The organism is Amycolatopsis sp. NPDC114504, from assembly GCF_055633595.1.
Genome location: NZ_JBVKDU010000003.1, coordinates 246,810 through 260,161 on the forward strand (window position 1 = coordinate 246,810; position 13,352 = coordinate 260,161).

Consider the following 13,352-nt stretch of genomic DNA (forward strand, 5'->3'; position numbering starts at 1 on the left):
ACCGGCGCCGTCCGGGCTCAGGCCGGCGGCTGCTCCTCGATGGCGCCGACCTGGTCCGGGTCTTCCGGGGCGGGCATGTGCCGAATGCTGTCGCTGCCCTTGTGGTCGTGGGCGCGGGTGTAGCGGGAATCCAGCACCCGCCCCAGTTTGTGGGCCGCCCCGGCGTACGCGTCGTCCACGGTGGCCGCGTGGTGGGTGACCGCGACCGGCTGCTTGCCACCGGGCCGCGCCTCGATCACGCACTTCTTGTCTTCCGGCTTGCTGCCGCCGTCCTCGCTGAGGTGCACCTCCACCCGGGTCAACCATCCGCCGAACCGGGAGAGGCTGCCCTCCAGGTCGGTGGTCACGTAGGTGGCCAGTCCTTCGCCACCGTGGATGTTGTGGTCGGTGTTGACCTGGATCTGCACGAGCACCCTCCAACGCGAGACGACGATTGATCTCCGTCAGTACCACGGCGGCCACCGGCTCAAACCCGGCGTCGGCTACAGCTCCATTCGCACTGCACGGGTGAGCAGCGAAAACGGCTGGTTCGATCGGCGGGAATTGGCCGTTCGAACTCGCCCGCTGCTCCGAACAGAGCAAACCCGAAACCGCTTCCCGGCACCTGCAACTTGCAGATTCGTGTTGCCGACTGGCGCCTTTTCCGGGTTCACGGTGGCTTCTCCTCCCGCAGATCGGATTCATCTCAGTCACGCCGAGCAGCGATCCAATTGATGCGAGCTGCGGACCGGAGGGAGAAATTTCCCTGACGGGACCGGCGTGTATACACTCCACACGGGAGCGCGCAATTCGTACGTTCTCTTACTGGTATATACCGCGCCAAGGAGCAGGAATGGCCCAGAAGGTCCTCGTCGAGATGCTCGACGACATCGACGGCACACCCGCCGCGCACACCATCCCGTTTTCCCTCGACGGCGTCACCTACGAGATCGACCTCTCCGACGAAAACGCGGCCTCCCTGCGCGACGAACTCGCCCGCTACATCAGCGCCGGCCGCCGCACCGGTGGGCGCAAGGTCCGCGTCGCGACCGGCCAGTCGACCACGACCGCCACGGACCGCGAACGCAACCAGCAGATCCGGGCGTGGGCCAACGCGAACGGCTACGAAGTCTCCGAACGAGGACGCCTGTCCTCCGAGGTGACTGCCGCGTTCGACGCCGCCCAGGCGCAGGAAGCCGAGCCCGCCAAGGCGGCACGCAAGCGCGCGCCCCGCAAGAAGGTCGCCGCCGCGCGGAAGTGACCGCCGTGCCGGGAGATCACTGGGGAGAGATCACCGAGACCCGCCCGTCGGCGACGAGGACGAATCACCCTCGTCGCCGACGGAGGACAGTTCACCGCTAGCGCGCCCGTGTTTTTCGGCGGCGCGGAGAACGTCGCCGCCGAGCCGCTCGAGGAATCTGCCCGCGGTGGCGAGCCGGATTCCGACCGCCGTATCGGTCCCGAAGACGTCGGCCCGGCGTTTCGCGCTCTCCCCGACGTTCGGGCACCTTCCGCCAAGGCGTCCGCGAATACCGCGCCCGACGGCAGCCTCGCCCCGAAGCGGTCCTTCCACACCATGGCCGAGGCATACCGATGAGGCACCACGGGAAGCTTTCCCACCGCCTCTTCAATTCTCAGCCCGGAGCCGGCGGCGTCGGCTCGTCCGGGACGACGACGAGGCTGACGACGCGGCGGATCCGGCCCTCCCGCGCGTTGCCGACGCGCGAGACCACCGCCCGCTCGATCTCCTCGACCATCACCTCGAACTCTTCGTCGGTCAGCCACACCGCCGCCTGGCGGTAGACGACGCCGTCCGCGACCGGGTCGGCGTCCGGGTGGGCGTGATAGCGGTCGAAGTCCCCCATCAACGAGGCCGCGAACGTCGTGAACGCGCGCAGGTGGTCCTCGCGCGACATCGCCGCGCGCGCCGCCGGGTCGACCACCGCCTCCTCCTTGTGGACCCGGTAGCTGCGCTCCGTCGTGCCGCGCACCCGCCGCTCCTCCGCCACCTCCAGCACCCCCGCCTCGGCCAGCACCGCGATCTGGCGGTACATCGTCGCGGGCGCGACGTCGGGGATGCGCTCGCGCAGCTGCGCCGTGGTCAGCGGATCGGCGTCGAACAGCGCCTGCAGGATGCGCATCCGGACCGGATGCAGGAGGAGGTCCGCGGTAGCCATGGACGAATGTTCTCACATGCGATACCGTTCTCACAGATGAGAACATTTGCATGATCGAGAATGATGGGAGACGCACCATGCGGGACGTCGACATGACGGTCACCGCGGACGACGGACTGCGCCTGGCCGGCACCCTGACCCTGCCCGCGGGCGCCGGCCCGCACCCCGCCGTCCTGCTGCTGCACGGTTCCGGGGGGCTGGACCGCGACGCCAACACCGGCCGGCTCCGCATGGCCTACGGTGCTCCGCTGGCGGCCGCCCTGGCGGAGGCAGGGATTGCCACGTTGCGCTACGACCGGCGCGGGGTCGGCGCCACGCCCGGCGACTGGCGCGCGACCGGGTTCACCGACAACCGCCGCGACGGTGCCGCCGCCGTGCGCGCGCTGGCCGCGCGGCCGGACATCCGCGCGGACGCCGTCGGCGTCGTCGGGCACAGCGAAGGCGCCGTCCACGCCATGACCCTCGGCGCGCACCCGGACGTCGCCGCGGTCGTGCTGCTGGCCGGGTTCGCCCGCCCGGGCGAGGACGCCCTGCGCCGGCAGGCGGGGATGATCGCCCGCGACCTCCCCGCGTTCACTCGGCCGGCGTTGCGCGCCTTCGCCGGGCGGCAGCTGACCCGGCTCAAGACGACGGACACCGACGTCGCGCGCGTCGCCGGGATGCGGGTGAACGCGCGGTGGCTGCGCGAGCTGCTCGCCCACGACTCACGCCGGGACCTGGCGAACATCCGGGTTCCCGTCCTGGCGATCACCGGCGAGAAGGACATCCAGGTCGACCCCGCGGACCTGGACGTGATCCGCCGGCTGGTGCCCGGCGAGGTCGAGGTCCACCGGATCGCCGACCTCACCCACCTGCTGCGCCGCGACCCCGGGCGGCCGTCGATGCGGTCGTACTCGCGGCAGCTGCGCCGCCCGGTCGACGCCGACCTGCTGGCCCAGGTGTCCGGCTGGCTCGCCGGCCGGCTCCGGAAGAACTGACTCCCCGATTCCGCATTGTCCCCGGGCTTCGTGCTGCCCATTTTCCGAACGAAAGGCAGAAGTGGTGACCATCAAAGAGAAAAGCGGTCTCGCGCTTTTCTGGACCGTCACGTTCACGACGAGCTGGGCTTTCTGGTTCGTCGCGATCCTGCTCGGCGGACCGCCGACCAGCTCGCCCACCGTCGTCCCGTACCTGCTCGGCGGGTTCGGCCCGGTGATCGGCGCGATCGCCGTCCGGGTGCGCCGGGCCCGCCGCGGCGAACCCGCCCCGGCGCACACCGTGACGTCCCGGCCCGGCGCGCGCTGGCTCTGGGTGATTCCCTTGCTGCTGCTGGCATCGGCGACCGTCGTGGCGGCCGCGCTGCTCGCGCGGGCCCTCGGCGGTCCGGCGCTGGACCTGACGGCGGGACGGAACCTGATCGCGACCGTCGGCGGCCTGGGTCCGTTCCTCGTCAGCATGCTGATCGCCGGCCCGCTGGCCGAAGAACCCGGCTGGCGGGGCACGGCCCACCCCCGGCTGCGCGGGTCGATGACGCGCCTGCGGGCCGGCCTGCTGCTGGGTGTCGTGTGGGCCGCGTGGCACCTGCCGCTGTTCTTCATCCCCGGGACCGTCCAGGCCGCGTTCGGCCTGCTCAGCTGGAGCGGGCTGCTGTTCACGCTCAGTGTCATCCCGATGGCGCTGCTGACCGGTTACGCCTACGAACGCGGCGGCGTGCCGGCCTCGATCGCGGTCCACTTCGGCGTCAACACGACGGTCGCGCTGCTGACCGTCAACGCACCGGTGACTCAGGCGCTGGTGCTGGCGGTGCAGGTTGTCGTCGCGCTCGCATTGCCGCGGCACGAACCTGTTCCCGCCCCGGCAGCCATGCGCACAGCGCCGTCGCGATGAGCGCGAACCCCGTCGCCCACCAGAACGCGACGGGGAAGCCGGACTGCTCGAGGATGACGGCGAGCACCGCGGTGCCGAACGATCCGCCGATCTGCTGCGAGATCCGGGTCAGGACGCTCGAGTGGGCGATCTCGGCACGGTCGAGCCCGACGTAGGACGCCGTCATCACCGGCATGGTGACGGCGCCGAGCCCGATGCCGCGGACCAGCAGCCACAGCGCGAGCAGCCGGCCGTCGCTGGTCGCGTCGGCGAAGGCGAACGGCACGGTGGCGGCCGCGACGACGAGGAAGCCGACGACGGCGATCGAGCGAGCTCCGATGCGGTCGGTGAGCGGTCCGGCGATCTGCCGGCTGAGCAGTGTCCCGATCCCCTGCGGCACGAGCATCAGCCCGGCGGCCAGCGCGCTCGCCCCGCGGAGCTGCTGGTAGTAGAGCGGCAGCAGCAACATCGCCCCGTACAGCGAAAAGCCCGACAGGAACAGCACCGAGGACGAGGATCCGACCGAACGCGCGGCGAGCAGCCGGATGTCCACGAGCGGGTCGCGGCGGCGCAGCGCGTAGAACGTGAAGGCGACGAGGAAGGCGACGCCGGCGACGAGCGGCGCGAGGACGTCGAGGTGGGCGAACCCGTCCGCGGAGCCGGCGTTCGAGAGGCCGAGGATCACGGCCGTGATCCCCGGGGCCAGCAGGGCGAGCCCCCGGACGTCGAGCCGGGGGCGCGCGGCGGTGGCGGCGGGCGGGTCGTCGGCGAGGTAGCGGGCCGCGAGGATCAGGCCGGCGACGCAGAAGGGCACGTTGACCCAGAACATGAAGCGCCAGCTGAGATCCGTGATGATCGCGCCGCCGGCGAGCGGGCCGAGGATCGGCCCGAGCAGGGCGGGCAGGGCGACCCAGGTCGTCGTGCGACCGAGCGCGCGGCCGCCCGCCGCCTGCATGATGAGCGTCGTCATCACCGGCAGCATCAGCCCGCCGCCGAGCCCCTGCACGACGCGCCAGCCGATGAGCGAACCCGCGTCCCACGCGGTGCTCGAGCCGACCGAGCCGGCGAGGAACACGGTGAGGGCGAACATCCAGACCCGCTTGCCGCCGAAGCGGGCCAGCGCCCAGGTGCTGAGCGGCACCGCCGCGCCCAGCGCGAGCATGTAGCCGGTGCTCACCCACTGGATCGTCGAGACCGGCACGTCGAGGCTGGTCGCGAGCTGGTGGAGCGCGACGCTGACGATCGTGGTGTCGAAGACGACCGCCAGCGCACCGACGACCAGGATCAGCGCGGTCTTCAGGACCTTCGGGTCGACTCTGTCGTTCGTGTCCGTGGACACCTCGCCCCCTTAAGAGATGGATTAGTTCCTTATCTCCGAGAGTAGGGTCCCTGGCGAAGGAATGCAACGCTCTCTTATTCTGGTGGCATGGCTGCCGAGACGACGTCCGAAGGGGTCAAACGCCGACGCCGGGGAACCGAGCTGGAACACGCGCTCCTCGCCGCGGCCTGGGAGGAGCTGGCGGAGGCCGGCTTCGCGAAGCTGACGATGGAGTCGGTCGCGGACCGCGCGAAGACGGGGATCGCGGTGCTCTACCGCCGCTGGCCGAACAAGGACGAGCTCGTGCTCGCCGCGATCCGCCACTACGGCGACACCCACCCGGTCGCGATCCCGGACACCGGAAGCCTGCGCGAGGACCTGCGGGTGCTCCTCGGGAACATCAGCGCGGGCCGCAACGAGCTCGCGGCGCTCGTCGGAGCGACGTTCGCCGGCCTCCACGACAGCACCGGCCGCACCCCCGAGGACATCCGCCGCGCCCTCCTCGGCGACGGCCCGTGGCGGTCCTACGAAGTGTTCCGCCAGGCCCACGACCGGGGCGAGATCGACCTCGCGCGGATCCCGCGGGACGTGCTCGACCTGCCGTTCGAGCTGATGCGCCACGACATCCTGATGACCCTCCGGCCGGCGTCCCCCGAGCGGATCCGATCGATCGTCGACGACATCTTCTGGCCGCTCGTCGCGCCGAAGTAGCCGGTCCGGCAGCGGGTGACCATCCAGGTCACCCGCTGCCGGTGGTTCACTCGGTCATGAACTCGGCCGGCCGCAGCGCGCGGCCGACGATCCGGACGTCGCCGATCCAGCCGTGGAACACGTTGTCGAGCGCGCCGCCGTATTCGTGGCCGCCCAGGAGCCAGGTGAGGCCGAGGGACGCGATGCCGACGGAGTCGGTGAACGGGTTGTCCGCCACCGGGGAGCTTTCGACGTAGACCGTGGTGCGGTGCCCGTCGTTGACGACCGCGATGTGCCACCACTGGTCCTCGGCCAGGCCGTGGCTCCAGTTGGTGGTCGGGTAGGTCTGGCTGAGCGGGTAGCAGTTGAACTGCACCTCACGACCGTTGTTCGTGGTCATGAGCTGGGCCACCGGCTCCTTCGGGTCGGTGTTCTTGCCGTGCTTGCCCGCGTCGCCGGACGCGCCGCGGCGGACCAGGACGGGCATGTTGCCGTTGGTGCCGCCGTCCCAGTCGCGCGGGATCTTCACGAACGTCTCGATGGTGTAGCCGCGCTTGAACGTCTCGGTGTTCAGTGGCGCGCGCGAGCCCGTCGTCAGGTACGCGCCGTGCACCGGGCTCCGGCCGCCGGCGAACCGGAGGCTGGCGTGGCCCGGCTGGTCGGGGTGGTGGTCGTCGGTCCAGGTCAGCGCGTCGGGGGCGGTGCCGGCGACGGACTGCAGCGTGAGGTCGTTGCCGTGGCCCGACAGGTCGCGCACCTGCTGGCTCGCGGTGACGGCGCTGCCGTTGGCGCCGACGTTGTCAAAGCGCCAGTACGCGAGTGTGCCCGGCACGAGCACCTTGTTCGCGGGCCGCGCCGGGCGGACCGGCACGGGGATGAAGCCGGCGAAGCGCTGCTCGAAGTCGAACGGCATGGAGAAGCGGTCGACGGAAGTGGTGAGCCGCGACTCCAGCACCTCCATGCGGTTGCGCTTCGCGGGGTCCTTCTCGAGGATCCACGGCGAGATCGTCTCGACGTCGATCGTGTCGCGCTCGAGGTCGAAGTGGTACAGGCGCAGCATGCCGCCGCCGCTCATGTACCGGTTCTGGTAGTTCGTGATGTGCAGGTGCACGTCGTTGCCGGCGGCGTTCTTCTTCGTCATCCGGCCCGAGGGCCAGTAGTGGCCGTTGAGCGTGAGGAAGATCTGGTCGTTGTCCTTGATCAGCGAGTCCCAGACGGTCTGGCCGTAACCGGTGATCTCCGCGTTGTTCTCGGCGTCGCCCGACTCGTACGGGTAGACCTCGTCGCCGTAGGTCGGCGCGACGATCTCGTGGCAGGTCAGGATCACCGGCAGCTTCGGGTGCTTCTTGATGACATCGTTGGCCCAGGCGAAACCCGCGGCCGACGTGCGCCAGTCCATGGCCAGCAGCAGCCACTCGCGCCCGGCGGCGCGGAAGACGTGCGCGGTGTTGTAGCCGCTCGCGTCCGAGCCGAGGAACGACTTCTGCCGGCGGAACCGCTGCGGCCCCATCGTCTGCAGGTACGGCGTGGTGCCGCGGGTGTCGTCGCCGGAGACGTCGTGGTTGCCCGCGAGGACGCTGTAGGCGACGCCGGCGGAGTCGGCCGGCTTGAAGGTCTTGTCCACGGCCTGGAACGACGTGATGTCGGCGTCCTGCGTCAGATCGCCGAGGTGGGCCAGGAAGACGACGTTGTTGTCCGGTTTCCCGCTGTTCTCGATCACGTACCGGAGCGAGGCTTCCTGCGGCTCCGGGTTGATGCTGTTCTGGCTGCCCCAGTAGAGGTACTGGGTGTCCGGCATCACGGCGACGGTGAACTGGAGGCTCTCGCCGTCCGGGTTCCACCTTCCTTTGTTCCCACTGGTGGCGCTGTCCGCGCTGATCGCGGTGTCGGCCCCGGCCGGCGCGGCGCCGAGCGCACCCAGCGCCGTCGCACCGACACCGGCCAAGCCCGCGTTGCGCAGGAAGGACCGTCGGTTCGGGCCCGCCTGGTTTTCGCGCATGATGTGCCTCATTCAGGTTTTCGGGGAGAATTCTCCAGCGCCCCGGACGCTATGCGCGCCTGCTTGAGCCCATGCGAACACCAGATGACCTGTTCACGGCGACAATTCCTGTCCCGTCCCGCTCTCCTAGTCCATCCCACGCTTTCCGGGCGTCCAAAACGGCTTCACGACGATCGAGCGGCGCGGCCAGCCGCGGTCCTGCACCAGGTGACGGCGAGCCGCCTGGCACGCGCGGGCCTCGCCGGCCACGTACGCGATGCCCGGCTCGGCCGGCAGGTCCAGCGCGGGGAGCGTGGCGAGGAGGTTGTCCGTCCAGGTGACCTCGCGGGGCATCGGCAACCGGTCGGCTGCCTCGATGACGCAGTGGACCGGCGCGTCGGCGGGCAGTGCGCGCATCATCGCGCCGAACGCCACTGACGCCGTCGCGTCTCCGGCGAACAGGTGGTACGGCGCGCCCTCCTGCGGTACGAGCCGGCCCTCGGGCTTCAAGAACGACACCTGGCGGCCCGGGCGGACCTCGCGGGCCCAGCGGGCGCCCGGCCCGGCGCCGTCGTGGTCGAGGACGCACAGGTCGAGGTGGTCGCCGTAGTCCCAGATCGAGTACGTGCGCAGCGTCAGCGTGCCGACCCGGACCCGGATGTGCTGGCCCGGCGTCCAGCGCAGGCCGGGCACCCCGATGAGCCGGAGCTCGCCCGGCGGTTCGGGGTGGCCACGCACGTGCTGCGGCACTGGGAAAGCGTGGGCCTCCTCGCGCCGGCCAGGGCCGCCGGCGGGCAGCGCCGGATCGAGGAGGCGCAGACGGCGAAGGAGCTGATCGAGCACGCGCTGGAGTGCCCGCTCAAGCTCGAGGACCGGCAGGAGATCGCCGGCCGCATCCCGTCGCCGTGATGAGTTGTCGCGCCCGCTCCCGTCTTACCTGTGACGGGACACGACGAGGCGGAAGGATGACGTGATGAGCGCGCAACCACGGCAGGCGGAGCCGGGCGAGGTCGACGAGCCGACGTTTTCGGGGCTGACCGCGCGGCACCGGCGGGAGCTGCACGTGCACTGCTACCGGATGCTCGGGTCGTTCGAGGACGCCGAAGACACCGTGCAGGAGACGTTCCTGCGTGCCTGGCGACGGCGGGAGACCTTCGCGGGGCGCTCGACGTTCCGCGCCTGGCTGTACCGGATCGCCACCAACGCCTGCCTGGACCTGCTGGCCAAGTGCCGCCCGGAGCCGGCGACCGGCGGCGAGGTGCCGTGGTTGCAGCCCTACCCGGACCGGCTGCTGGACGAGCTGCCCGCGGGCGACGCGGACGAGCCCGAGTCCGTCGCCCTGGCCCGGGAGACGATCGAGCTGGCCTACCTGGTCGCGGTCCAGCACCTCGCGCCACGCCCGCGGGCCGTGCTGATCCTGCGCGACGTGCTCGGCTGGCCGGCCAAGGAGGTCGGCGAGCTGCTCGGGGACTCCGTCAACTCCGTGAACAGCGCGTTGCAGCGAGCCCGCGCCGGCCTGCGAGCGCACCTGCCGGCCGAGCGGCAGGACTGGACCGGAGGTGAGGAGGACGCCGGGACGCGCGAGCTGGTGCGCCGCTACACCGAGGCCAGCGTGGCCACCGACGTCGCCGGGCTGGCCGCGCTGCTGCGGGACGACGTCCGGTGCTCGATGCCGCCGACGCCGGGCCTGCACCTCGGCCGCGAAGCGGTGGTGAGCGACTGGGTCGAGAGCGGCTTCGAGAGCATGACGGGGCTGCGCGCGGTCGCGACGTCGGTCAACCGGCAGCCCGCTGTGGGGTTCTACCACTGGCGGCAGCAGGAGGGCGCGTACCTGCCGCTGACGATCGACGTCCTGCGCGTCACGGGCGGAGCGATCGCCGAGATCATCACGTTCCACGACGACCGGTTCCCGCGGCTCGGACTGCCGGAGCGCCTCCTGGCGGACGGCACGGAGTAGTCCGGCGGCCGCGGCGGAGTGGTACGGCGCGTTCGGCTGGAGCCGCGCGGCTCCGGCACCGGCGTCCGCACTCCCGGCCGTCGCGCGGCGAGGGTACGGACCGCTGCCGGCGCGCCTACCCCAGCTGGTCGCGACGGCGCGTCAGATACGCGGTCTCCGCCGTGTTGCCCGCCAGCTCGATCGCCTTGTCGTACGCCGCGCGGGACTCGTCGCTGCGGCCCAGGCGGCGGAGCAGCTCCGCGCGGGTCGCGTGCTGGGCGTGATACCCCTCCAGGGTGTCCCCCAGCCCGTCGATGGCCGCCAGTGCCACGTCCGGGCCGTCCAGCTCGGCGACCGCGATCGCGCGGTTGAGGGCGACCGTCGGTGCCGGGTCGACGCGGACCAGCTGGTCGTACAGGGCGACGACCTGGGACCAGTCCGTGTCGCCGATCTCGCGGGCCGACGTGTGCACCGCGTTGATCGCCGCGAGGATCTGGTAGCGGCCCGGCGGGATCCCGGCGGCGGCCGCCGCGAGGCGCTCGCGCACCAGCCCGTGGCCCTCGGCGATCAGCGTCGCGTCCCACTCCCCGCGGTTCTGCTCGGCCAGCGGGACCAGCTCACCGCCGGCCGAGACGCGGGCCGGGCGGCGGGCCTCGATGAGCAGCATCAGCGCCAGCAGCCCGGCCACCTCGCCGTCGTCCGGCAGGAGGCCCCGGATCAGGCGGGTGAGCCGGATCGCCTCGGTCGTCAGGTCGTGGCGCACCGGGTCGGTGTCGGGGCCGGTGGCCAGGTAACCCTCGTTGAACACGAGGTACAGCACGGCGAGCACACCGGAGACGCGGGCGGGGAGGTCTTCGGCGGACGGCACCCGGTACGGGACGCGCGCCGCCTTGATCTTGGCCTTCGCGCGGGTGATCCGCTGGCCCATCGTGGCTTCGGCGACCAGGAAGGCGCGGGCGATCTCGGGCACGGTCAGGCCGCCCAGCATGCGCAACGTCAGCGCCACGCGGGCTTCCGGCGCCAGTACCGGGTGGCAGCAGGTGAAGATCAGCCGGAGCCGGTCGTCGTCGATGGCGCCGAGCGGCTCGGCCGGGTCGCCGTCGTACGCCGACTGGGCTTCCTGCTGCTTGTCGTCACGCTTGTTCTCGCGCCGGATCCGGTCGATGGCCTTGCGGTTGGCGGTGGTGGTCAGCCAGGCGCCGGGGTTGGGCGGCACGCCGTCGGCCGGCCACCGCTCGACGGCGGTCGCGAACGCCTCCGCGGCCGCCTCCTCGGCGATGTCGAGGTCGCCGAAGCGCCTGGTCAGGGCGGCGACCACCCGGGCCCACTCCTCGTGGTGGGCGCGGGTGATCGCCGCACGGACGTCGCTCACGCGCCCTCGACCAGGATCGGGCGCACCTCGATCTTGCGGTTGCAGGCCTTCGACCCCTCGGTCGCGAGCTTCAGCGCGACATCGAAGTCGGGCGCCTCGATGATCCAGAAGCCGGCGAGGTACTCCTTGGACTCCACGAACGGGCCGTCGGTGAGCACCGCCGCCTCGCCCCGGTTGTCGATGACCGCGGCGTCGCCGGGCAGCCCGAGCCCACCGGCGAACACCCAGTTCCCCCCGGCGCGGAGTTGGTCGTTGAACACGTCGATCGCGGCCTCCTCCTCCGGGACGGCGACGGCGACCTGGTCGTGGACCACGGAAAGCAGGAACTGCATCCGGAAACATCCCCTCTGGTGTCAGGATCAACCAGGCCAGAATGCCACTGCCGGGTTCCCGCCCTTCCCGCGACCCCGGCGGCGGGCCACCGCGGAATCGGCCGGAATCCGTCCGGAAATGCGACATTTATTCTTCGTGATTTCTCCGGCGGGGCACCGATCGAGCCGGACTGCCGTTCGCGGTCTCGATCGCCCGCTCGACGAGGTGGTGGTCGGGCGAAAGGTGACAGACCGGGTCGGTGCGCGCCGCGTCGCCGGTGAGCTGGAACGCCTGGCAGCGGCAGCCGCCGAAGTCGACGTCGCGGCGGGTGCAGCTCCGGCAGGGATCCGGCAGCCAGTCCGTTCCCCGGAACGCCGTCATGACCGGCGCTTCGGCCCAGATCCGGGCCAGCGAGTCCGCCCGCACACTCGCTCGCGGCAACGGCAGGGACTGCGCGGCCGGGCAGGGCAGGACGTCGCCGTTCGGCGCCACGGTCAGCTGGCGCGACGCCCAGCCGCCCATGCAGGGTTTCGGGTAACGGCCGTAGTAGTCGGGCAGGACGTAGAGGACGTCCATGCGGTCCCGCAAACGTTCGCGCGCGGCCCGGACGACGGCCTCGGCGGCGTCGAGCTGGGCCCGCGCCGGCAGCAGCGCGTCGCGGTTGCGCCAGGCCCAGCCGTAGTACTGGGTGTTGGCCAGCTCCACCCGGTCCGCGCCGACGGCCTCGGCCAGCGCGAGCAGCTCGGCAACGCGGTCGATGTTCCGCCGGTGCAGCACTACGTTCAGGGTGAGCGGCCAGCCCAGCTCCTTCACCAGGGCCATGGCCTCGATCTTGCGCCGGAAGGACGGGGTCCCGGCGATCCGGTCGGACCGCAGCGGCTCGTCGGCCTGGACGCTGACCTGCACGTGGTCGAGCCCGGCGGTGCGCAGCCGCTCGGCCCGGGACCGCGAGAAGCCGACGGCGCTGGTGACGAGGTTCGTGTACAGGCCGAGCCCGTGGGCTTCGGCGACGATCTCGGCGAGGTCGCGCCGCAGCAGCGGCTCGCCGCCGGAGAGGTGGCACTGCAGGACGCCCAGGTCGCGGGCCTCGCGCAGCACCCGCCGCCACTCGCCGGTGGTCAGCTCGTCGGAGTAGCCGCCCAGGTCCAGGGGGTTGGAGCAGTACGCGCAGGCCAGCGGGCAGCGGTAGGTGAGCTCGGCCAGGAGCCCGAAGGGGCTATCCATCGGCCAGCTCCACGCACCGCCGGGCGGCGAGCCGGGTCAGGAACCGCCGCACCTCGTCGCCGGGGACGCTCCCGTACCGCACCTGGAGCTCGGCCACGATCCCGGCCACCGTGCGCTGCCCGTCGCACAGCTCCAGGATGTCCGCGCCGGTGCCGTTGAGCACCACGACCGTCTCGGGCAGCAGCAGGACGTGCCGCCCCCGGGCCCGGTCGAAGCCCAACCGGACGTGGCGCGCCAGCCGGGGTCGATCCACTGTGGACACTTCGGGCACGGTCACTCCGGATGGGCTCGGTCGATGGCGGCCATCGGGCTTTACAGGACGTCGCACGGGGAACGGGTGTCCCCGTTCGCGCGGGGAGGGCGCCGGACCCGTCGGCCCGGCGCCCCGGCCGCTAGTCGTCCAGCAGGCCGACGTACATCGTCACCTCCGGTGCGACGGCGATCTCGTCGAACTCCGGCGTCTCCCACACCACGACTCCGGACTCCATGGCTTCACCTCCTCCGCCCCGTTGCGCGGGCAG

16 protein-coding genes are annotated in these 13,352 nt (G+C 71.6%); 6 read left to right on the plus strand and 10 right to left on the minus strand.

The features are described from left to right. Positions 1–17 precede the first annotated feature (17 nt). Positions 18–413: an HPF/RaiA family ribosome-associated protein gene (locus ACZ7PG_RS22485; RefSeq protein ID WP_470241042.1), complete on the minus strand. Its 396-nt coding sequence runs from the start codon at positions 411–413 to the stop codon at positions 18–20. 419 nt (positions 414–832) lie between these two features. Here ACZ7PG_RS22485 and ACZ7PG_RS22490 point away from each other — a divergent pair, with 419 nt between their 5' ends. Further along, positions 833–1,240, plus strand: a complete 408-nt coding sequence (locus tag ACZ7PG_RS22490; protein WP_470241043.1) for a histone-like nucleoid-structuring protein Lsr2 — start codon at positions 833–835, stop codon at positions 1,238–1,240. A gap of 373 nt (positions 1,241–1,613) precedes the next feature. Here the strand turns inward: ACZ7PG_RS22490 and ACZ7PG_RS22495 are convergent, their stop codons facing one another. Continuing rightward, positions 1,614–2,156 carry a helix-turn-helix domain-containing protein gene (locus tag ACZ7PG_RS22495; protein WP_470241044.1) on the minus strand — a complete coding sequence of 181 codons (543 nt, stop codon included), beginning with the start codon at positions 2,154–2,156 and terminating at the stop codon, positions 1,614–1,616. 77 nt (positions 2,157–2,233) lie between these two features. On the opposite strand from ACZ7PG_RS22495, the gene ACZ7PG_RS22500 reads away from it, so the two are divergent. After that, complete coding sequence (locus ACZ7PG_RS22500) at positions 2,234–3,133, plus strand: alpha/beta hydrolase (protein WP_470241045.1); 900 nt, start codon at positions 2,234–2,236, stop codon at positions 3,131–3,133. Between the two features lie 64 nt (positions 3,134–3,197). Further along, positions 3,198–4,022, plus strand: a complete 825-nt coding sequence (locus ACZ7PG_RS22505) for a lysostaphin resistance A-like protein (RefSeq protein ID WP_470241046.1) — start codon at positions 3,198–3,200, stop codon at positions 4,020–4,022. On the opposite strand, the gene ACZ7PG_RS22510 is transcribed toward ACZ7PG_RS22505, so the two are convergent. Then, complete coding sequence (locus ACZ7PG_RS22510) at positions 3,904–5,340, minus strand: DHA2 family efflux MFS transporter permease subunit (protein ID WP_470241047.1); 1,437 nt, start codon at positions 5,338–5,340, stop codon at positions 3,904–3,906. The genes ACZ7PG_RS22505 and ACZ7PG_RS22510 overlap by 119 nt on opposite strands. Before the next feature lie 87 nt (positions 5,341–5,427). Between ACZ7PG_RS22510 and ACZ7PG_RS22515 the strand changes: the two genes are divergently transcribed. Continuing rightward, positions 5,428–6,030 (plus strand): TetR/AcrR family transcriptional regulator, encoded by a 603-nt coding sequence (locus ACZ7PG_RS22515; RefSeq protein ID WP_470241048.1) that lies wholly within the window; start codon positions 5,428–5,430, stop codon positions 6,028–6,030. A gap of 46 nt (positions 6,031–6,076) precedes the next feature. On the opposite strand, the gene ACZ7PG_RS22520 is transcribed toward ACZ7PG_RS22515, so the two are convergent. Together ACZ7PG_RS22520 and ACZ7PG_RS22525 are read right to left on the minus strand one after the other, a co-directional pair. After that, positions 6,077–8,008 (minus strand): LamG-like jellyroll fold domain-containing protein, encoded by a 1,932-nt coding sequence (locus tag ACZ7PG_RS22520; protein ID WP_470241049.1) that lies wholly within the window; start codon positions 8,006–8,008, stop codon positions 6,077–6,079. A gap of 126 nt (positions 8,009–8,134) precedes the next feature. Continuing rightward, positions 8,135–8,737, minus strand: coding sequence for a siderophore-interacting protein (locus ACZ7PG_RS22525; protein ID WP_470241050.1), 603 nt, complete (start codon positions 8,735–8,737; stop codon positions 8,135–8,137). On the opposite strand from ACZ7PG_RS22525, the gene ACZ7PG_RS22530 reads away from it, so the two are divergent. Both ACZ7PG_RS22530 and ACZ7PG_RS22535 read left to right on the plus strand, forming a co-directional pair. After that, positions 8,726–8,896 (plus strand): MerR family transcriptional regulator, encoded by a 171-nt coding sequence (locus ACZ7PG_RS22530; protein ID WP_470241051.1) that lies wholly within the window; start codon positions 8,726–8,728, stop codon positions 8,894–8,896. The two genes, ACZ7PG_RS22525 and ACZ7PG_RS22530, sit on opposite strands and share 12 nt — an antisense overlap. 64 nt (positions 8,897–8,960) lie before the next feature. Beyond that, a complete protein-coding gene (locus ACZ7PG_RS22535) occupies positions 8,961–9,944 on the plus strand; it encodes an RNA polymerase subunit sigma-70 (protein ID WP_470241052.1) in 984 nt (327 codons plus the stop codon). 115 nt (positions 9,945–10,059) lie between these two features. Here the strand turns inward: ACZ7PG_RS22535 and ACZ7PG_RS22540 are convergent, their stop codons facing one another. From ACZ7PG_RS22540 to pqqA, 5 genes are all read right to left on the minus strand, one after another. Further along, positions 10,060–11,295 (minus strand): RNA polymerase sigma factor, encoded by a 1,236-nt coding sequence (locus ACZ7PG_RS22540; RefSeq protein ID WP_470241053.1) that lies wholly within the window; start codon positions 11,293–11,295, stop codon positions 10,060–10,062. Then, positions 11,292–11,627 (minus strand): YciI family protein, encoded by a 336-nt coding sequence (locus ACZ7PG_RS22545; protein WP_470241054.1) that lies wholly within the window; start codon positions 11,625–11,627, stop codon positions 11,292–11,294. The genes ACZ7PG_RS22540 and ACZ7PG_RS22545 overlap by 4 nt, the downstream gene beginning before the upstream one ends. Before the next feature lie 127 nt (positions 11,628–11,754). Further along, positions 11,755–12,831 carry a pyrroloquinoline quinone biosynthesis protein PqqE gene (gene pqqE / locus ACZ7PG_RS22550; protein ID WP_470241055.1) on the minus strand — a complete coding sequence of 359 codons (1,077 nt, stop codon included), beginning with the start codon at positions 12,829–12,831 and terminating at the stop codon, positions 11,755–11,757. Further along, positions 12,824–13,108 (minus strand): pyrroloquinoline quinone biosynthesis peptide chaperone PqqD, encoded by a 285-nt coding sequence (gene pqqD, locus ACZ7PG_RS22555; protein ID WP_470241056.1) that lies wholly within the window; start codon positions 13,106–13,108, stop codon positions 12,824–12,826. Before pqqD ends, pqqE begins: the two co-directional genes overlap by 8 nt. A 115-nt stretch (positions 13,109–13,223) precedes the next feature. Further along, positions 13,224–13,319, minus strand: a complete 96-nt coding sequence (pqqA, locus tag ACZ7PG_RS22560) for a pyrroloquinoline quinone precursor peptide PqqA (protein ID WP_470241057.1) — start codon at positions 13,317–13,319, stop codon at positions 13,224–13,226. Positions 13,320–13,352: the final 33 nt, after the last annotated feature.